This is a genomic window from Pseudomonas mohnii (assembly GCF_900105115.1).
Taxonomy (GTDB): domain Bacteria; phylum Pseudomonadota; class Gammaproteobacteria; order Pseudomonadales; family Pseudomonadaceae; genus Aquipseudomonas; species Aquipseudomonas mohnii.
Genome location: NZ_FNRV01000001.1, coordinates 4712057 through 4730283, shown reverse-complemented (window position 1 = coordinate 4730283; position 18227 = coordinate 4712057). Strand labels below are relative to the sequence as shown.

Below are 18227 nucleotides of genomic sequence, written 5' to 3'. Positions count from 1 at the left end.
TGGATACCGCAACGAAGGAACGCCGAGCCCCAGCGAGGGGCCGGACGCTCGGGGCGAGCCTTTTTTTGCTTATCTTTTTTTTGGCGTTTCCGGTTTGAAAAAAAGTAAGTCGCCGTAAGGGTGAAACCGTCAGCCGCCGTTACCGCAGCAACGGATATGTACTCAATCAACCAAGAGCCTGGTCGGCCCAAAGGCCGCCAAGCCCAAAGATCAAGCCGGCTCTTTCCTGACCCGGAACCAAGCCGCATACAACGCTGGCAAAAACAGTAACGTCAGCGCCGTCGCCACGATCAACCCGCCCATGATCGCCACCGCCATTGGTCCGAAGAACACACTTCGTGACAGCGGAATCATCGCCAGCACCGCCGCCAGCGCGGTCAATACAATCGGCCGGAACCGCCGCACCGTCGCCTCGATAATCGCCTGCCATGGCTTGAGACCGGCAGCGATGTCCTGCTCGATCTGATCCACCAGAATCACCGAGTTACGCATGATCATTCCTGACAACGCGATCGTCCCGAGCATCGCGACAAAACCAAATGGCTGACGGAACACCATCAGGAACAGGGTCACCCCGATCAAACCCAACGGCGCCGTCAGAAACACCATCGCCGTGCGGGAGAAACTGCGCAGTTGCAGCATCAGCAACGTCAGTACGACCACAATGAACAACGGTACGCCAGCCTTCACCGAGTTCTGCCCGCGTGCCGAGTCCTCCACCGTGCCCCCGACATCCAGCAAGTACCCGTCCGGCAACTCGGCGCGGATCGGTTCCAGGGTCGGCAAGATCTGCTGCACCAGGGTCGCCGGTTGTTCCTTGCCATAAATGTCGGCGCGAACCGTCACGTTGGGCAAGCGGTTACGGTGCCAGATCACGCCTTCCTCAAAGCCGTACTCCAACGTTGCGATCTGCGACAGCGCCACGCTACGACCGTTATCGGTCGGCACCGCCAGGCTTGGCAGCAGCGACAGTTCGCTGCGTTCTCGCAAGGTGCCGCGCAGCAGGATTTCGATCAACTCGTTGTCTTCACGGTACTGGCTGACGCTGGAGCCGGTCAGCGAACTTTGCAGGAACTTCGACAGGTTCGCCGTGCTCACGCCCAGTGCCCGCGCGCGGTCCTGATCGACGTTCAGGTACACGACTTTGCTCGGTTCTTCCCAGTCCAGGTGGACGTTGGCCACGTGCGGGTTTTCGCGAACCTTGGCCGCGACCTTGCGGGCCAGTGCGCGAACTTCCTCGATGTGCTCGCCCGTCACCCGGAACTGCACCGGATAACCGACCGGCGGGCCATTTTCCAGGCGCGTGACCCGCGAGCGCAGGGCCGGAAATTGTTCGTTGAGGGTTTCGATCAGCCAGGTGCGCAGCGCTTCACGCTCCTCGATGGTCTTGGCCAGGACCACGAACTGGGCGAAGCTCGCCGCGGGAAGTTGCTGATCCAGCGGCAGGTAAAAACGCGGCGAGCCGGTGCCGATGTAGGCCACGTAGTTATCGATTCCGGCTTTGTCCTTGAGCAGCGCCTCCAGGCGCTTGACCTCCTTGGCCGTGTTGCTCAGGGAAGCGCCTTCAGCCAGTTTCAGGTCGACCATCAACTCCAGTCGGCCGGAGGCTGGAAAGAACTGCTGAGGCACAAAGCGGAACAGCACAATCGAGGCAATGAACAACAGCACGGTCAAGGCGATAACGGTTTTGCGCCAGCGCACACACCACTCCACCAGACGCCTGACGCGCTGATAGAACGGTGTGCCATAAGGGTCGGGCTGGCCTGCGCCGTGTTTGGCCGCGTGAATTTTCGCCAGGTCCGGCAGGAGTTTTTCCCCGAGATAAGGCACGAACACCACAGCAGCCACCCAGGAGGCGAGCAGTGCGATCGTCACCACCTGGAAGATCGAGCGGGTGTATTCGCCCGTGCCCGATTGCGCGGTGGCAATCGGCAGGAACCCGGCGGCGGTGATCAGCGTTCCGGTCAGCATCGGGAATGCGGTACTGGTCCAGGCATAGCTGGCGGCTTTTATGCGATCGAAGCCCTGCTCCATTTTGATCGCCATCATTTCCACGGCGATGATCGCGTCGTCCACCAGTAACCCCAGGGCCAGCACCAGCGCGCCGAGGGAAATCTTGTGCAGGCCGATGCCCAAGTAATACATGCAGGCGAAGGTCATTGCCAACACCAGCGGGATCGCCAGGGCGACCACCATGCCCGTGCGCACACCGAGGGAGAAAAAGCTCACCAGCAGCACAATCGCCAACGCTTCCACCAGCACCTGGATGAACTCGCCGACGCCGGTTTTCACTGCCGCAGGCTGGTCGGACACCTTGCGCAGTTGCATGCCAACCGGGAGGTTTTTCTGAATGCGGGCGAACTCGACTTCCAAGGCCTTGCCCAGCACCAGAATGTCGCCGCCATCCTTCATGGCCACGGCCAGACCAAGGGCATCCTGCGCCATGAAGCGCATGCGCGGTGCGGGAGGATCGTTGAAGCCACGGCGTACGTCAGCCACATCGGAGATGCGGAAGGTGCGATCACCGACGCGAATCGGAAAGTTTTTTATCTCATCGACTGTCTGAAAATTCCCCGACACCCGTAGCTGCAATCGTTCGCTGCTGGTTTCAAAGAATCCGGCGGTGGATACCGCGTTCTGTTCTTCAAGCGCCTGTTGCACCGCCGCCAACGGCAAGCCAAGGGTGGCGAGTTTGACGTTGGAAAGCTCAATCCAGATTTTTTCGTCCTGCAACCCGAGCAGGTCGACCTTGCCCACATCCTTGACCCGCTGCAGCTGGATTTGAATACGGTCGGCGTAATCCTTGAGCACGGCGTAGTCGAAACCCTCGCCGGTCAGTGCATAGATATTGCCGAAGGTGGTACCGAACTCATCGTTGAAGAAGGGCCCCTGGATGCCCGGTGGCAGAGTGTGGCGGATGTCGCTGACCTTCTTGCGTACCTGATACCAGAGGTCCGGGATTTCCACCGAGTGCATGGAATCACGCGCGATGAACGTCACCTGGGATTCACCCGGCCGGGAGAACGACACGATGCGTTCGTACTCGCCGGTTTCCATCAATTTCTTTTCGATGCGCTCGGTCACCTGGCGCGAGACTTCCTGCGCCGTTGCCCCCGGCCAGTTGGTGCGGATCACCATGGCCTTGAAGGTAAACGGCGGGTCTTCGCTTTGCCCCAGCTTGGTGTAGGAAAGAGCACCAACGACTGCCAGCAACAGCATCAGGAACAGTACGATCTGGCGGTTACGCAACGCCCATTCAGAAAGATTGAAGCCCATCGGGGATTACTCCTTGTCCGCCAGATTGACTACGCGGTTGGAGTGATCCACCGGGCGTACGTGCTGCCCGTCGAGAAGCACATGAACGCCAGCGGCCACGACCCAGTCGCTGGCATTGAGACCTTCGAGCACCGGCACGGTTTTCTCACCGAAGGCGCCGACCCGCACCGGGGTCTTCTTCAACGTACTGTTGGCGCTGACCACCCAGACGTAGGTCACGCCGTTTTCCGCAGTCAACGCCGAAAGCGGCACGGACAGTGGAATCACCTCGGCGGTCTGCACGAACACCCTGGCGCTCTGGCCCAGTTCAGCGGGGACCTTGCCGCCCGTGAAAGCAATGCGAGCGGCAAAGGTGCGGGATTTTGGATCGGCGGCCGGCGACAGTTCGCGGATGTGCCCGGCAAAGCGTTGATCCGGCTGCGTCCACAGCTCCACCGAAACCGGTTGCCCCACCTTAAAGCGGCCGAAGCTCTGCTCCGGCAGGCTGATCAACACTTCACGCTCGCCATCGGTGGCCAGGGTAAACACCGTTTGCCCGGCGGCCACTACCTGCCCGACTTCGACGGCACGCTTGGCCACCACGCCGTCCTGCGGTGCTCGCAACACGGCATAGCTGGCCTGATTGGTCGAAACGTTGAACTCGGCTTTGATCTGCTTGAGGCGTGCTTCGCCGGATCGATAGAGGTTTTCGGCGTTGTCGTACTGCGAACGACTGACCAACTGACGGTCCATCAGGGTCTTGTAGCGATCGCGTTCGGAACGTACCAGGTTGAGGTTGGCTTCGGCGGCGGCGACCTGGGCGCGCGTGGCCTCCAGTTGCAGGCGAACGTCCTGGGGATCGAGCTCCGCCAGCGCTTGATCGGCCTTGACGCGCTGCCCCTCTTCGACCAGTCGTCGGCTGACTTTGCCGCCAATCCGGAACGCCAGGTCGGGCTCATAGCGGGCGCGGACTTCACCGGGATAGCTTTCCATCGCCTGGGCCGAAGGCTCTGGCTGAACCACCATGGCCGGCCGAATGCTGACTTGAGGCGCCTCTTCGTGACCGCACGCAGACAATAAAAACGCCAGACTGACTGGCAACGCGAGGGGCAAGACATAGCGGAACATGGTGAAGGACCTTTCGCTAATGGTGCTTGGAATAATTATACTGACCGGTATGTTATTAATAGCAAACTGACCAGTCCAGTAATAAAAGCGAATATGCCGAACAATCTTTCAGCACCCAACGGCCCAGGCCGCCCCAAGGATCTGGCCAAACGCCGGGCGATCCTCGATGCCGCAAAAACGCTGTTTTTGAGCAAGGGCTACGCCAGCACCAGCATGGACGCCGTGGCAACGGAGGCCGGTGTGTCGAAGCTGACGGTCTACAGCCACTTCAACGACAAGGAGACACTGTTCTCCGCCGCCGTGATGGCCAAGTGCGAGGAGCAACTGCCTCCGCTGTTCTTTGAGTTGCCGGAAGGCGTGGCGGTGGAAACAGTGCTGCTGAATATCGCACGCGGGTTTCATCAGCTGATCAACAGCGACGAGTCGGTGAACCTGCACCGATTGATGATGGCCCTGGGCAGCCAGGACCCGAAGCTCTCGCAGATTTTCTTCGAGGCCGGGCCACAACGCATGCTGCAGGGCATGGAGCGGTTGCTCAGCCGGATCAACGAGAGTGGCGTGCTGAGCATCGACAAACCGCACAATGCGGCCGAGCACTTTTTCTGCCTGCTCAAGGGTGCGGGTAATTTTCGTTTGCTGTATGGCTGCGGTGAACCGCCGGTTGGCGAGGCGGCAGAGAGCCATGTGCGGGAAGTGGTAGGGTTGTTTATGCGGGCTTATCGGCCTGACCCGGCCTGAAGGATTTGTCGTGTCATGGCCGACGCCATCGCGAGCAGGCTCGCTCCCACAGAGTTAGTGAAGAACCTGTGGGAGCGAGCCTGCTCGCGATGGGGGCAACTCGGTCTTAAGGCTTGAGCGCCTTCTTCGGATAGATGTCATACCGACTGGATTTGCCATCCAGCGCATGACTGGGCTTGGGCCCTTCAATGCACGGCGCCTTGCGCGGTCGCTTGACCACCACCCGATGGCTGGCCAGCGCCAACGCCGCCTCAAGCAGTGCCGGCGCGTCCGGGTCATCGCCCACCAGCGGCCGGAACAGGCGCATTTCCTTCTTCACCAACGCCGTTTTCTCACGATGCGGGAACATCGGGTCGAGGTAGATCACCTGCGGCGGCTCGCCCTCCCAGTTGCGCATCACCTCGATCGAGTTGCCCTTGAGCAAACGCATGCGCGCCACGATCGGCGCCACGTCGAAATCTTCCGCGCCGCGGGCCAGGCCATCTTCAAGCAAGGCACCGATCAGCGGTTGACGCTCGATCAGGCTCATCTCGCACCCCAGGCTGGCCAGTACGAACGCATCCTTGCCCAACCCTGCCGTGGCATCCAATACACGGGGACGCACGCCCTGAGCGATGCCAACGGCCTTGGCGATCATTTGCCCGCTGCCACCACCGAATAACCGACGATGGGCCGCGCCGCCCTCGACAAAGTCAACGCGCACCGGCCCCGGCGCATCCGGTCCCAATTGTTGCAGCTGCAAACCCTGCTCGCCCACCTGCAAGGCAAACTCACCGTCGGCCATCTGCAATGGCAGGCCCAGGCGCTCGGCCCACTGCTCGGCTTGCGGCTCGAACACCGCGTCCAGGGCCTCGACATGGATGCGGCAGGCCGCAGGTTGATCATTCATCAGAAAACACGCTCAAAAAATTAATGATCGGCAAAAACTGCCGATAACAAAACTATCGAGCATTTTGCCAGAGCTGAGCGTCGACCGAGAGAAATGTCAGACATTCAATCCACAATCACAGGTTTTATCTCGCCTTACGGCAATTACAACCTGCGAAATACCCAGGCACTGAGCGGTGTCAGTCACATCTGGCAGGATTTCTTTGCCCGTGCGCTGGCCGATCAGTCGGGTGATGCGCTGCCGCAATCTCTCAACTTTCCACCGGTCGATCTCGAAAGCCCGGTTGAGCCTACCGTTGGCAGCGACCTGCTGGCACACATCGTTTCCCAGCGCGAATGTGATGTGAAGGACAACGAAGTTCGTCCGCCAGAGCCGCTGTTCCTGCCGATCGCCGAATTCGAAATGGACCTGGCCGACAAGCCGTTCCCACCGTTCCCGCCGGAAGAAATCGCCGCCCAGCAGAAACAACAGGACTTCGAAAGCGGCTGGGTACGCCCGATCGTGCTGACTGCCGGTCAACCTGAGCCCGAAGCCGGCCCGGCGCCGCAGCCGCGTCCACTGCACCTGCCAATCGCCGAGTTCGAACTCGATCTGCTGGACAAGCCTTTCCCGCCCTTCTCCCCCGAAGAACTGATCGAACAGCAGAAGCAACTCGACTTCGATAACGGCTGGGCACGCCCGATCATCCTGCAGAACCTGCGTCTGGCCGCCTGACCCTCAGCTCACTGCGCGGCTCAGTCCTTGAACAATGAATTGGCCTGCTGGAATGGCATGGAGCGCGATGTGAAGCTGAACGTGCCTGCATCGCGGATCTCCTGGGCGGCGCGGAAGAACTCGCCATAGGCTGCCAATGCCAGCGCCGAACCGACGCTGATGCGTTTGACGCCCATCTCACTCAACTGCTCGACCGTTAGCTTCAGGCCACCGGACATCAACACGTTGACCGGTTTCGGCGCCACGGCGCGGACCACCGCCAATACGTCTTCAGCGCTGCGCAGGCCCGGCGCATAGAGCACGTCGGCACCGGCCTCGGCAAACGCCTGCAAGCGGCGAATGGTATCGGCCAGATCCGGATTGCCGTGCAGAAAGTTCTCGGCCCGCGCGGTCAGCGTGAACGGATAAGGCAAACCGCGTGCGGCGGCGACGGCCGCTTCGATGCGCGCCACGGCATGTTCGAAGCAGTAGATCGGGCCTTCTTCACGCCCGGTGGCGTCTTCAATCGAACCACCGACCGCCCCCACTTGCGCCGCCCGCACAATGCTCTTCGCGCATTCGGCCGGGCTGTCGGCAAAGCCGTTTTCCAGATCGACCGCCACCGGCAAATCGCTGGCCGCGACAATCGCCTGAACGTTCAACAGGGTTTCGTCGAGGGTCAGCCCGCCATCGGGACGCGCCCTGGAAAAGGCATAACCGGCGCTGGTGGTCGCCAACGCCTCGAAACCCAGGCTGGCGAGCATTTTCGCCGAACCGGCGTCCCACGGATTGGGAATCACAAAGGCGCCTTTGCGCTCGTGCAGGGCTTTGAAGGCTTGGGCTCGAAGGGTTTGCGCGTCCATTGGCAGGCTCCTGAAAAGGCGAACGAATCCGCTTCAGAGCAAGCCTAGTTGCTCGGCGGCGGGCTCTCTGTATAGCTCAGGCAGCGGCGGCAAGCCAGGCAGACGCAGCATCAATCTGGCGTGGAAGCGCTGCGCCAGTTTCGCCGCCAGCACGTTGTCGGCGGTGTGCAGGAAGATGTAAGGCGTGCGCCCCTCTTCGATCCACAGGGCGATTTTCTCCACCCAGGGCAGCAGAAACGGATCGTTGGCTTCCAGCTGTGGATGGCCGATGAAACGCACCTGAGGACATTGCGTGAATGCCGCCGGACGCGGTGGAACCCGCGGCTTCTTCGATTGGGCGTGGAGCACCGAAGGGTCGGTCGAGGTGCAGCTGAACAGCGCGCGCGGATCGAGACAAATGCGCTCGACGCCGCGATCCAGCAACAGGCGATTGAGCTCACGTTCGCTATCCCCCTTGGCGAAGAATTCGTCATGCCGCACTTCCACCGCCAACGGCCGCTCAAGGGCATCGATAAATCCGGCCAACTCGGGCAAGCGTTGTGGCGTAAAGCTTTTCGATAGCTGCAACCACAGTGGCGACACTCGGGCGCCGAGCGGGCTGAGCAATTGCGTGAAGGTTTCGGCGGCGGTCAGTTGCTCACGCAGGTCACCGCCGTGACTGATGTCACCGGGGAACTTGGCGGTGAAACGAAAGTGTTCGGGCAGGGTTTCGGCCCAGCGCTGTACGGTGGTGACAGCCGGGCTTGCGTAGAAGGTCGTGTTGCCTTCCACGGCGTTGAACACTTGGGAATAAAGACTCAGAAATTCGGCGGGTTTGGCGTCTGGCGGGTACAAATACTCGCGCCAGGCGTTTTCACTCCAGGACGGGCAACCCAAGTAGTAAGGCAGCACCATCAGATGTACAGGTCGAGACCCAGTACTTCGCCATCCCAATCGACGAAACCGGCGGTGCTCAGGTAGCTGGCCAGGGCCATCGCCACACTTTTGCTCATGGCACGGTGGTAAATCATGTCCTGCTGACGGGCGGGGAGATTGCTCAATTTTTGCGCCGAGGCTTTGGCGGATCGGGCGGCCATCTGCTCTTCGGACGGAAACTCCAGCTCGCCGTCGATATCGACGGACTCGTCTTCCACCACAGGGCCTTTGCGAGGCTTGCGCTTGATGGGGTAGGACTGAGAAGAAAGGCCGTCTATACGCATAATTGTATGCTCGGTATCAGTGATGGCAGTTTAGTGGCGCATCGCCCACTTCGCAAACCGCCGAGTGATAACTAGAACACATAAAGAGCAAAAGGTTTAAAAGCGGGGGTTAGAAACTGACGATTGGCTGTGTTCCTGAAATCGCCATCGCGAGCAGGCTCGCTCCTACAAGGATTGATGTTGCTCACAAAGTGTATGAGCGAGACTGACTCCTGTGGGAGCGAGCCTGCTCGCGATGGGACCACCTCGATCCAGCCAGTTACCGCGCCTTGGGCGTCGCCACCTTGTCGCGCAGATAAACCGGCTGCGCCTCATCGGCCACTATTGCCTCGCCACGCGCCCAGGCAAACCGCGCCAGCGTCAGCAAGTCTTCGGCGTGGGGCAGCATGCCGGCGTCCTGACCGCTCAGGTGGACGCCGATGCGCTCGGCATAGCCCCAACCGGTGCCCGCGCCGAACCATTCGCCACTGGCGTCAGCCGGCAACGCTGCCGCTTCCGGGGCCAATACCGCCTCAGCCCCGACCAGTCGCATCTCCCCCGCCGTTTCGCGGTAGCAGCCCCAATACACCTCATCCATCCGCGCATCGATGGCCGCCGCGACCTGGCTGACGCCCTGTTCGCGATACGCACGCTGGGCCAGTACGGCCAGGTTCGACACTGGCAACACCGGGCGATCCAGCGCGAACGCCAGGCCCTGCACCACACCGATGGCAATACGCACGCCGGTGAATGCGCCCGGTCCGCGACCGAAAGCGATGGCGTCGACCGCTTGCAGCGTGGTCCCGGCATCGGCCAGCAACTGCTGGATCATGGGCAACAGCTTCTGCGCATGCAGGCGCGGGATCACCTCGTAATGACTCGTGACTTTGCCGTCGTGCAGCAAGGCAACGGAGCAAGCTTCAGTCGCGGTGTCCAGGGCCAGCAAGGTGCTCATCGATGTATCCGTAAGAGAGGTCAGAAAAAAGTGCGTCAGTATAAACAACTACGGCCCGCAAGCGGGCCGTAGAAGATGAAGCCGATCAGACTTTTCAGCTCAGCGCTTCAAGCACCTTGCCGGTGATCGCTTCTACCGAGCCAACGCCAGCGATGTGGCTGTACTTCGGCTTGCCATTGGTTTTGGCGGACAGCTGCTGGTAGAAGTCCACCAGTGGCTTGGTCTGCGAGTGATAGACCGACAGGCGATGACGCACGGTTTCTTCGGTGTCGTCCTTGCGCTGCACCAGTGGCTCACCGGTGACGTCGTCCTTGTCGGCGACTTTCGGCGGGTTGTAGACGGTGTGGTACACACGGCCGCTGGCCTCGTGCACACGACGACCGGCAATACGCTGAACGATCTCTTCGTCGTCGACAGCGATTTCAACCACGTGATCCAGCTCCACGCCGGCTTCCACCAGAGCTTCAGCCTGGGGAATGGTGCGCGGGAAACCGTCGAACAGGAAACCGTTGACGCAGTCGGACTGGGCAATGCGGTCCTTGACCAGTGCGATGATCAGGTCATCGGACACCAGGCCGCCAGCATCCATGATGCTCTTGGCTTTGATGCCCAGCTCGGTGCCGGCCTTGACCGCGGCGCGCAGCATGTCGCCGGTGGAGATTTGCGGAATACCGAATTTCTCGGTGATGAACTTAGCCTGAGTACCTTTACCGGCCCCGGGAGCTCCCAGCAGAATGACGCGCATCGATGTGCTCCTCAATTTTTTATATGGATAACGTCAGATTCGCCTCATGGGGCCAATCTCAAAAACAGGGTCGTGACCGCCCAAACGGTCAAAGGCTGCTCAAGATACACAGCAGGCTGCGCCCACACAAGCCGCCAAAAGTCGGAGAAACCGCTGTCTCCTGCGACCTTTTGGCGCGGTTCCCCTAGTCGCAACCCCATCATTAACTGTCGCCTGGCCGCACTTTCGCGCCTGCCCGACTCCACGGCAAAAAATCTTAGCCTGTATTACGCAAACCGGCGGCAATCCCTGCCACGGACACCAGCAATGCCTGTTCTACCGGGCTGCCCTGCGCCACATCCTGTTGTCGCGAGCGTGCCAACAACTCCGCCTGCAATAGATGAAGCGGGTCAAGGTAGGTATTGCGCAAACGGATGAATTCAAGGGTGTCAGGGCTATGTGCCAGTAGCTGCGACTGTCCCGTCAGCCCCAGGACGATCGCGCATGCCTGCGACAATAGGTCGCGCAAGTGCGCACCCAATGGCAGCAATTGAGGCTCCACCAGACGCTCATCGTAGGACCGGGCGATGTCTGCGTCGGCCTTGGCCAGGACCATTTCCAGCATATCGATGCGCGTACGGAAGAACGGCCACTGCTCGCGCATTTGCCCCAGCAGTTCACCTTCACCGCGCTCCAGTGCCTTGCTCAATGCCGCTTCCCAACCCAGCCAGGCCGGCAGCATCAGGCGCGTCTGGGTCCAGCCGAAGATCCACGGGATCGCCCGCAGGCTCTCGATACCGCCGGCCCGACGCTTGGCTGGACGGCTGCCCAACGGCAAGCGTCCGAGCTCCTGTTCCGGAGTGGACTGGCGGAAATACTCGACAAACTGCGGGTTTTCCCGCACCACGGCGCGATAAGCGCTGACACCGTCCGCCGCCAATTCGTCCATTAAATGCCGCCACTCGGGCGTCGGTGGCGGTGGCGGCAACAAGGTCGCCTCGAGCACCGCCGCCAGGTACAGATTGAGGTTTTGTTCGGCGATGTCCGGCAGGCCGAATTTGAATCGAATCATTTCCCCCTGCTCGGTGGTGCGGAAACGCCCCGCGACCGAACCCGGTGGCTGCGACAGAATGGCCGCGTGCGCCGGGCCGCCACCACGGCCCACGGTGCCGCCGCGACCGTGGAACAAGAGCAACTCCACTTGCTGCTCGCGGCAGATATCCACCAACCGCTCCTGCGCCCGATATTGCGCCCATGCCGCCGCCGTGGTGCCAGCGTCCTTGGCTGAGTCGGAATAGCCGATCATCACTTCCTGCGGCCCTTGCAGGCGCGAGCGATAGCCCGGCAGCAGCAGAAGTTTCTCGATCACCGGCCCGGCGTTGTCCAGGTCAGCGAGGGTTTCGAACAACGGCACCACGCGCATCGGCCTCAATACGCCAGACTCTTTGAGCAGCAGTTGCACGGCGAGCACATCGGATGCGGCACCGGCCATGGAGATCACGTACGAGCCGAGGGATGCCCCTGGCGCCGCGGCGATTTCGCGACAGGTCGCCAGCACTTCGGCGGTGTCGGCGGACGGTTTGTAGTGAGGCGGCAGCAAGGGCCGACGGTTGTTCAGTTCACGCATCAGGAAGGCAATGCGTTCTTCTTCGCTCCAGTCTTCGTAGCGCCCCAGGCCCAGGTAATCGGTGATTTCGGTCATGGCGGCACTGTGGCGCGACGAGTCCTGGCGCACATCGAGACGCACCAGGAACAGGCCGAAGGTGACCGCCCGGCGCAAGCAATCGAGCAACGGACCGTCGGCGATCACACCCATGCCGCATTGATGCAGCGAGTGGTAGCACAGCTCCAGCGGATCGAGCAGTTCCCGATTGTTCTGCAGAACGTCGGCCGGTGCGGGCACAGGGGTCGTCAACGCGGTGTGAGCCCAGTTACGCGTCGCACGCAGGCGATCGCGCAATTGCTTGAGTACCGCGCGATAGGGTTCCGCACTGTCGCCGGCCTTGGCTTTCAACTCATCACTGGCCTGCTGCATCGAAAGCTCGGCGGCGAGCTGATCAACGTCGCGCAGGTACAAATCCGCTGCCATCCAGCGCGCCAACAGCAACACTTCGCGAGTGACGGTGGCCGTCACGTTCGGATTGCCGTCGCGGTCGCCGCCCATCCACGAGGCAAAGCGAATCGGCGCGGCTTCCAGAGGCAAACGCAGGCCCGTGGCGGCATGCAGGGCCTGATCGGCCTTGCGCAAGTAATTGGGGATGGCTTGCCACAGCGAATGCTCGATCACCGCGAAGCCCCACTTGGCTTCATCGACCGGTGTCGGGCGTGTACGGCGGATCTCTTCGGTGTGCCACGCCTCGGCGATCAGGCGTTGCAATGTCGACTTGATCTGCTCGCGCTCGGCGCCGGTCAGGTCGCGATGGTCCAGGGCCGCCAGTTGCGCGGCGATGGCATCATACTTCTGGATCAGTGTGCGACGCGCGACCTCGGTCGGGTGTGCCGTGAGGACAAGCTCGATTTCCAGCCGGCCCAATTGCCGGGCCAGGGACTCGGCGCCATGACCTTCGGCACGCAGGCGGGCAAGCAGTTCCGGCAGCACACGCGCTTCGAACGGTGCCGGCCTGGATTCTTCGCGACGGTGAATCAGCTGATATTGCTCGGCGATGTTGGCCAGGTTGAGGAACTGATTGAACGCCCGCGCCACCGGCAGCAACTCGTCCTCGGTCAGTTGGTTGAGGCTGGCGCTCAGCTCGGCGTCCATGGAACCGCGGCGATCGGCCTTGGCCCCCTTGCGGATCTGCTCGATCTTGTCGAGGAAGCCGTCCCCGTATTGGTCACGAATGGTGTTGCCCAACAGCTCACCCAACAGGTGAACATCCTCGCGCAAGCGTGCATCAATATCGGTCATCAGCAGTTCTCCAGCGAACAATCCGGGCGGCCATGAGCTTAAAGAGTGCCGCTCCAGAGCGCTTCTTACAAGCAAGACGACGAAGGGACTTTAAACCTTGAGCGTTAAAGCTAGTCTGAATGATGAGCCGTACTGCGGCTGTCACCGGCCAAAGCCGGACACTCACCCGGCCTGCCACGAGCAGGAGCGCAATGAGGTCATTATGAAAATCCGCGAACTGGCCCAGCATTGGGAAGAAAATGCCAAGGGTCGCCTGACCCAGACGGGCTACACGATTCATCTGGACGTGGAAGCCGCCGCACGCCTGGCGGCAATTACCGAGATGTACCCCAAACGGCAGCCCGAGGAGCTGCTCGGTGAACTGATCGGCGCCGCTTTGGAAGAACTGGAAAAGAGCTTTCCCTATGTGAAGGGCTCGACCGTGGTGGCCACTGATGAAGAAGGTGATCCACTGTACGAGGACGTCGGCCCGACCCCTCGTTTTCTCGCCTTGTCCCGTCGTCATTTGCATGACTTGTCAGCAGGCAACGACAAGCAAAAACACTGATTCTGCCTACGAATGATCCCCCTGTAGGAGCGAGCCTGCTCGCGATGGTCGTCAACGAAACGCGTGATACCTGACGTCGAAGTCCATCGTCGGAACGCCGCCCGGAGCAGGCTCGCTCCTGCAAACGCGAGCCCCCCGCCCCTGATTAATTTCTCTGAACTTTTGAAAAGCGCCTCGGGTCAACCCTGTAACCACGCCTGGGACGGCCGTATCAAATCCCCTCGAAACCGAAGCTCGCGGCTCCTTTGCCCAGGATGGATTTTTTAGTTGTTCAGGAGTTAGCCCAATGGAGTTGAAGATCATGAAAACCGCTAGTGGCAAATCATCATCCACCCCTCTGCATGGCCTGAAAATGGCAGCCCTCGCCCTCGGCGGCAGTCTCGTACTGACCGGTTGCGCCGGTAACCCTCCCACCGAGCAATTCGCCGTCACCGAGTCAGCGGTCAATAACGCTGTCAGCGCGGGCGGCACTGAATTCGCCGCAGTGGAAATGAAGTCTGCGCAAGACAAGCTCAAACAAGCCGAAATCGCCATGCACGACAAGCAATACGAGCAGGCGAAAACCCTGGCCGAGCAAGCCGAATGGGACGCTCGCGTGGCGGAACGCAAGGCGCAGGCGATGAAAGCCGAACAAGCGGTGAAGGACTCGCGCCAAGGGGTTCAGGAACTGCGTCAGGAAAGCCAGCGCACCGTTCAGTAACGGCGCGGCATGACGTATTTCTTACTCGACTAAAAGGACGAAACCATGATTTCCAAGTGCATGAATGCCAAACAATTGATGATCCCTGCCCTGCTGGCCGCCAGTGTTGCCCTGGCGGCGTGCTCCACACCGCCCAACGCCAACCTTGAACAGGCCCGCACCAACTATTCCGGCCTGCAAGCCAACCCGCAGGCGAGCAAAGTCGCGGCGCTGGAAACCAAGGATGCCAGTGATTATCTGGACAAGGCCGACAAGGCCTATCTGGACAAGGAAGACCCGGCCAAAGTCGATCAACTGGCCTATCTGACCAACCAGCGTGTGGAAGTGGCAAAACAGACCATCGCCCTGCGTACTGCGGAAGCCAACCTTAAAAACGCTTCTGCGCAACGTGCCCAGGCCCGCCTGGATGCGCGTGACCAGCAGATCAAGCAATTGCAGGACAGCCTCAACGCCCGGCAAACCGATCGCGGCACACTGGTGACCTTCGGTGACGTGCTGTTTGCCACCGACAAGGCCGAGCTGAAATCCAATGGCCTGATGAACATCAACAAACTGGCGCAATACCTCCAGGAAAACCCCGACCGCAAAGTGATCGTCGAGGGCTACACCGACAGCACCGGTACGGCAACGCACAACCAGTCACTGTCGGAACGACGCGCGAACTCCGTGCGCATGGCGCTGGTGAAAATGGGCGTCGACCCGACCCGCGTCGTCGCCCAGGGTTATGGCAAGGAATACCCGGTCGCGGATAACACCAGCGTGTCGGGACGGGCACAGAATCGTCGGGTGGAAGTGACGATTTCCAACGATAACCAACCGGTGATTCCGCGCTCGGCGGTGAGTGCCAAGTAACACCCCCTGTGGGAGCCAGCCTGCTGGCGATAGCGGTGTATCAGTCAACCGGAGTGTTGAATGTTCCATCGCGATCGCCAGCAGACTGACTCCCACATTTGATTTCCATTCAGGGTTGCAGCTTCTGCGGCGTTTCCTGGCCCATGCAACGCACGGCTTTTTTCTTGCTGTCGATCAGCACCCCGGTCAGGCCTTTCTGCTCGGTGTCGAACAGCACCAGCACGCCATCGATGCACTGCGCCACCTGGGCGGCCGGTTCCAGAGAGACTTTGTAGTCCTCACCCGGCACGGTCTTGAGCATGGTGAATTCGTTGAGCAGCAACGCATCCTCAGGCTTGGCGAAGTGCAGGTAGCCGTACCACCACAGGGCACCGACAGTGCCGAGGATGCTGCAAATACCGGTGATGATCAGCGGGATGGCGTTACGTTCTTCACTCATTGCGGACTCTCTGGTGGTTCATCTTCAGAATGTTCGGGCGCCGGGTAATTGGGGATTTCACCCAGGCGGCGCAAACCGTTGAAATGCTGTGGATCGTCAAGATAACGCAGCATGACTTTGCGCCAGACCGGGTCGGCGAACGTCTGCACATGACCGCCACGGGTCAGTTGCAGCACCCGCGGCGGCGGCGCAGCTTGATACAGACGGATGCCGTTGGAAAGAGGCACGATCGGATCGTCGATGCTGTGGTAGATCAATTTCGGCACGCCATTGAGCTGCGCCATGGAGCTGATCGCGCTGTCACCGTCCGGTACAAGCCAGGACAGCGGCACCTGAAAGGCCCAGGTCAGCCATGAGTGGCTCAGGGCAAACTGACCGACACTGCGATAACTGGCGGGCACACCATCGAGCACAAACGCCTTGAGTTGTTTCTGCCGCTCGGGGTGTTGCACGAGGTAATGGACCGCCATCGAACCGCCGAGGCTCTGACCGAGGAGGATCAATGGCTTGCCCTTGACCTCCGGGGCCTGGTCAAGCCATTTGAATGCGGCGTCGATGTCCTGGTAGATCGCCGGCAGGCTCGGCTCGCCTTCGGACAGGCCATAACCGCGATAGTCCACCAGCAACACTTGGTAACCATGCTCCGGCAACCAATAGCTGCCGCCCAGATGCATGGGCAGGTTTCCACCATTGCCGTGCAGGTGCAGCACCGTACCCTTGACCTCGACGCCCTGCTTGGCCGGCAACCACCAGGCATGCAGGCGCAGGCCGTCGGCAGTGGTCAGGGTGACGTCACGGTATTCGAGCCCGGCTTTTTCCGGGGTGAACATCTGGCCGGGTTCAGGGTAGAACAGCAGCGAACTGCAACCGCTCAAGGCCAGGAGAAGGCAGATGACGCCGAGGATTCTCATCCGTTGAAACCTCGCAAAAAATGCTGTTGATGCGCTTAACCCTGTGGGAGCGAGATTGCTCGCGATGGCGGTGCATCAGGCAACATTAATGTTGAATGTAAAACCGCTATCGCGAGCAGCTCGCTCCCACAATGGTCCATGGCTTACCGCTACAGGATGTTGGAGTAATCCGCCTCGATCCGGTCCAGGCTCAGGTGATTGAGGAAGTTGGAGAAGCACATCCACGCCGACAACGCATTCATGTCACGGAACTGCTCTGGCAAGTACTTGGGCGGTACCACCAGCCCTTCATCCACCAACTGCCGCAGGGTGCGCATGTCTTCCAGCGTGGTCTTGCCGCAAAACAGCAACGGGATCTGCTCCAGTTTGCCTTTGCGCACGGCCAACTGAATGTAGTTGTAAATCATGATGAAGCCCTTGAGGTAGGACAAGTCTTTGGTAAATGGCAGACCTGTCGGCACCGAGCCTCGGAAAACGCGACTGGTGTTGCTGTAGCTTTCCGCCATTTCGAAACCCTGCTCGCGGAAGAACTCGAACACCTGCAGGAAGTCGGCACCCTCCTCCACCATATGAATGGCGCGGGTACGGTTGGTCAGTTTTCGCAGGCGACTCGGATAGGACGCGAAGGTGATGATTTCCATCAGGATCGCCAGGCCTTCCTGGGTCACCGTCGACGAGGGCGGGCCCTTGGCCAGGAAAGTGCAGATCGGCTGGTTCAGGCCATTGAGCGTGGTGCCGACGTGCACCAGCCCTTCATGGACTTCCAGGGCCCGCACATCACGCTGGTTGAACATCGCGTCGGTGCGGATCTTGATGTAGTCGGCGCCGGCCGCCGCATCGGCGACGATCCCGTCGGACTCGAACACCCGAATGGTCTCCTCGGCCTCACCGAACACCTTGTTCAAGCGATGCTGCAGCATTTCCACCGCATCCTTGGCCGTCAGCGTCTTCGGTTCATCCTTGAGGTCGCCACGGCCGTCGATGTTGTTCAGGTAATCGGAGAGCATCAGCCCCAGATCGGCCAGCGTCGGGTCGCCGGCGTGGAACGCGTCGGACGCGGCACCGTACAACTCCTGGGAAATCAGGCCGAAATCCTCGGTGCCGCGCGCTTCGAGCATGCGCACCACCATCCGGTACTCCTTGCACATGCGCCGCATGATCTGGCCGACCGGGTTGAACTGGCCGAGCTGGCGGGTGATGTCGCGCTCGATGTTCTGGAACTCCAGCTTCACTTTGCTGGAGTCGAAGGACAGCGGCCGATTCAGGTAATAGTCGCGGTCCACCTCTGGCAATTCCTTGCCCTTGGCCTTGAGGAAACGCTGGCGGATGTTGTCGTCCCACTTGACCGCATCGAGGACGCGGATCGGCGTCTGCGCCAGCACAATGCGATCGGACAAAATGCGTATCGACTGCTGGTAATCGTCCACCCGAAACTCCTGTTGAATGC

17 protein-coding genes are annotated in these 18227 nt (G+C 60.6%); 5 read left to right on the top strand and 12 right to left on the bottom strand.

Translation table 11 applies throughout. The annotated features are described in order from the left end of the window. Positions 1-210 precede the first annotated feature (210 nt). Positions 211-3276, bottom strand: coding sequence for an efflux RND transporter permease subunit (locus BLV61_RS21930; protein ID WP_090467431.1), 3066 nt, complete (start codon positions 3274-3276; stop codon positions 211-213). Positions 3277-3282: 6 nt separating this feature from the next. Beyond that, a complete protein-coding gene (locus BLV61_RS21925; protein ID WP_090467429.1) occupies positions 3283-4383 on the bottom strand; it encodes an efflux RND transporter periplasmic adaptor subunit in 1101 nt (366 codons plus the stop codon). A gap of 93 nt (positions 4384-4476) precedes the next feature. On the opposite strand from BLV61_RS21925, the gene BLV61_RS21920 reads away from it, so the two are divergent. Further along, positions 4477-5121 carry a TetR/AcrR family transcriptional regulator gene (locus BLV61_RS21920; protein WP_047526266.1) on the top strand — a complete coding sequence of 215 codons (645 nt, stop codon included), beginning with the start codon at positions 4477-4479 and terminating at the stop codon, positions 5119-5121. Positions 5122-5227: 106 nt separating this feature from the next. Here the strand turns inward: BLV61_RS21920 and BLV61_RS21915 are convergent, their stop codons facing one another. Next, entirely contained in the window at positions 5228-6010 is a 783-nt protein-coding gene (locus tag BLV61_RS21915) for a class I SAM-dependent methyltransferase (RefSeq protein WP_090467427.1), read from the bottom strand. 93 nt (positions 6011-6103) lie between these two features. Between BLV61_RS21915 and BLV61_RS21910 the strand changes: the two genes are divergently transcribed. Further along, positions 6104-6724 (top strand): energy transducer TonB, encoded by a 621-nt coding sequence (locus tag BLV61_RS21910; RefSeq protein ID WP_090467425.1) that lies wholly within the window; start codon positions 6104-6106, stop codon positions 6722-6724. Between the two features lie 20 nt (positions 6725-6744). Here BLV61_RS21910 and BLV61_RS21905 read toward each other — a convergent pair whose 3' ends face one another. The 6 genes from BLV61_RS21905 to ppc form a co-directional block, all read right to left on the bottom strand. Beyond that, positions 6745-7566 (bottom strand): isocitrate lyase/PEP mutase family protein, encoded by an 822-nt coding sequence (locus BLV61_RS21905; protein WP_090467423.1) that lies wholly within the window; start codon positions 7564-7566, stop codon positions 6745-6747. 33 nt (positions 7567-7599) lie between these two features. Continuing rightward, a complete protein-coding gene (locus BLV61_RS21900; protein ID WP_090467421.1) occupies positions 7600-8460 on the bottom strand; it encodes a DUF72 domain-containing protein in 861 nt (286 codons plus the stop codon). Then, positions 8460-8765, bottom strand: a complete 306-nt coding sequence (locus tag BLV61_RS21895) for a hypothetical protein (protein ID WP_090467419.1) — start codon at positions 8763-8765, stop codon at positions 8460-8462. Before BLV61_RS21895 ends, BLV61_RS21900 begins: the two co-directional genes overlap by 1 nt. 259 nt (positions 8766-9024) lie before the next feature. Further along, entirely contained in the window at positions 9025-9699 is a 675-nt protein-coding gene (gene tsaB / locus BLV61_RS21890; protein WP_047526255.1) for a tRNA (adenosine(37)-N6)-threonylcarbamoyltransferase complex dimerization subunit type 1 TsaB, read from the bottom strand. A 94-nt stretch (positions 9700-9793) separates the two neighbouring features. Further along, positions 9794-10444, bottom strand: a complete 651-nt coding sequence (adk, locus tag BLV61_RS21885; RefSeq protein WP_047526252.1) for an adenylate kinase — start codon at positions 10442-10444, stop codon at positions 9794-9796. A 256-nt stretch (positions 10445-10700) separates the two neighbouring features. Next, on the bottom strand, positions 10701-13331 hold the full coding sequence (ppc, locus tag BLV61_RS21880) for a phosphoenolpyruvate carboxylase (protein WP_090467417.1): 2631 nt from the start codon (positions 13329-13331) through the stop codon (positions 10701-10703). 202 nt (positions 13332-13533) lie between these two features. Here ppc and BLV61_RS21875 point away from each other — a divergent pair, with 202 nt between their 5' ends. The 3 genes from BLV61_RS21875 (at position 13534) to lptF (ending at position 15430) form a co-directional block, all read left to right on the top strand. Next, positions 13534-13878: a hypothetical protein gene (locus BLV61_RS21875; protein ID WP_047526249.1), complete on the top strand. Its 345-nt coding sequence runs from the start codon at positions 13534-13536 to the stop codon at positions 13876-13878. A gap of 286 nt (positions 13879-14164) precedes the next feature. Further along, a complete protein-coding gene (locus BLV61_RS21870) occupies positions 14165-14578 on the top strand; it encodes a DUF4398 domain-containing protein (RefSeq protein ID WP_090467415.1) in 414 nt (137 codons plus the stop codon). 60 nt (positions 14579-14638) lie between these two features. After that, complete coding sequence (lptF, locus tag BLV61_RS21865; protein WP_090469948.1) at positions 14639-15430, top strand: lipotoxin F family OmpA-related lipoprotein LptF; 792 nt, start codon at positions 14639-14641, stop codon at positions 15428-15430. Between the two features lie 109 nt (positions 15431-15539). Here the strand turns inward: lptF and BLV61_RS21860 are convergent, their stop codons facing one another. The 3 genes from BLV61_RS21860 to BLV61_RS21850 all read right to left on the bottom strand — a co-directional run bounded on the left by BLV61_RS21860 (position 15540) and on the right by BLV61_RS21850 (position 18207). After that, a complete protein-coding gene (locus tag BLV61_RS21860) occupies positions 15540-15869 on the bottom strand; it encodes a PA3694 family proteiin (protein ID WP_047526246.1) in 330 nt (109 codons plus the stop codon). Beyond that, positions 15866-16780 carry an alpha/beta hydrolase gene (locus tag BLV61_RS21855; protein WP_090467413.1) on the bottom strand — a complete coding sequence of 305 codons (915 nt, stop codon included), beginning with the start codon at positions 16778-16780 and terminating at the stop codon, positions 15866-15868. The genes BLV61_RS21860 and BLV61_RS21855 overlap by 4 nt, the downstream gene beginning before the upstream one ends. A 149-nt stretch (positions 16781-16929) precedes the next feature. Then, on the bottom strand, positions 16930-18207 hold the full coding sequence (locus BLV61_RS21850) for a flavohemoglobin expression-modulating QEGLA motif protein (RefSeq protein WP_090467411.1): 1278 nt from the start codon (positions 18205-18207) through the stop codon (positions 16930-16932). Positions 18208-18227: the final 20 nt, after the last annotated feature.

Bases quoted from the DNA above. Each gene is read 5' to 3' on its own strand.
- BLV61_RS21930 (WP_090467431.1), bottom strand. From the start codon at position 3,276: ATGGGCTTCAATCTTTCTGAATGGGCGTTGCGTAACCGCCAGATCGTA.
- BLV61_RS21925 (WP_090467429.1), bottom strand. From the start codon at position 4,383: ATGTTCCGCTATGTCTTGCCCCTCGCGTTGCCAGTCAGTCTGGCGTTT.
- BLV61_RS21920 (WP_047526266.1), top strand. From the start codon at position 4,477: ATGCCGAACAATCTTTCAGCACCCAACGGCCCAGGCCGCCCCAAGGAT.
- BLV61_RS21915 (WP_090467427.1), bottom strand. From the start codon at position 6,010: ATGAATGATCAACCTGCGGCCTGCCGCATCCATGTCGAGGCCCTGGAC.
- BLV61_RS21910 (WP_090467425.1), top strand. From the start codon at position 6,104: ATGTCAGACATTCAATCCACAATCACAGGTTTTATCTCGCCTTACGGC.
- BLV61_RS21905 (WP_090467423.1), bottom strand. From the start codon at position 7,566: ATGGACGCGCAAACCCTTCGAGCCCAAGCCTTCAAAGCCCTGCACGAG.
- BLV61_RS21900 (WP_090467421.1), bottom strand. From the start codon at position 8,460: ATGGTGCTGCCTTACTACTTGGGTTGCCCGTCCTGGAGTGAAAACGCC.
- BLV61_RS21895 (WP_090467419.1), bottom strand. From the start codon at position 8,765: ATGCGTATAGACGGCCTTTCTTCTCAGTCCTACCCCATCAAGCGCAAG.
- tsaB (WP_047526255.1), bottom strand. From the start codon at position 9,699: ATGAGCACCTTGCTGGCCCTGGACACCGCGACTGAAGCTTGCTCCGTT.
- adk (WP_047526252.1), bottom strand. From the start codon at position 10,444: ATGCGCGTCATTCTGCTGGGAGCTCCCGGGGCCGGTAAAGGTACTCAG.
- ppc (WP_090467417.1), bottom strand. From the start codon at position 13,331: ATGACCGATATTGATGCACGCTTGCGCGAGGATGTTCACCTGTTGGGT.
- BLV61_RS21875 (WP_047526249.1), top strand. From the start codon at position 13,534: ATGAAAATCCGCGAACTGGCCCAGCATTGGGAAGAAAATGCCAAGGGT.
- BLV61_RS21870 (WP_090467415.1), top strand. From the start codon at position 14,165: ATGGAGTTGAAGATCATGAAAACCGCTAGTGGCAAATCATCATCCACC.
- lptF (WP_090469948.1), top strand. From the start codon at position 14,639: ATGAATGCCAAACAATTGATGATCCCTGCCCTGCTGGCCGCCAGTGTT.
- BLV61_RS21860 (WP_047526246.1), bottom strand. From the start codon at position 15,869: ATGAGTGAAGAACGTAACGCCATCCCGCTGATCATCACCGGTATTTGC.
- BLV61_RS21855 (WP_090467413.1), bottom strand. From the start codon at position 16,780: ATGAGAATCCTCGGCGTCATCTGCCTTCTCCTGGCCTTGAGCGGTTGC.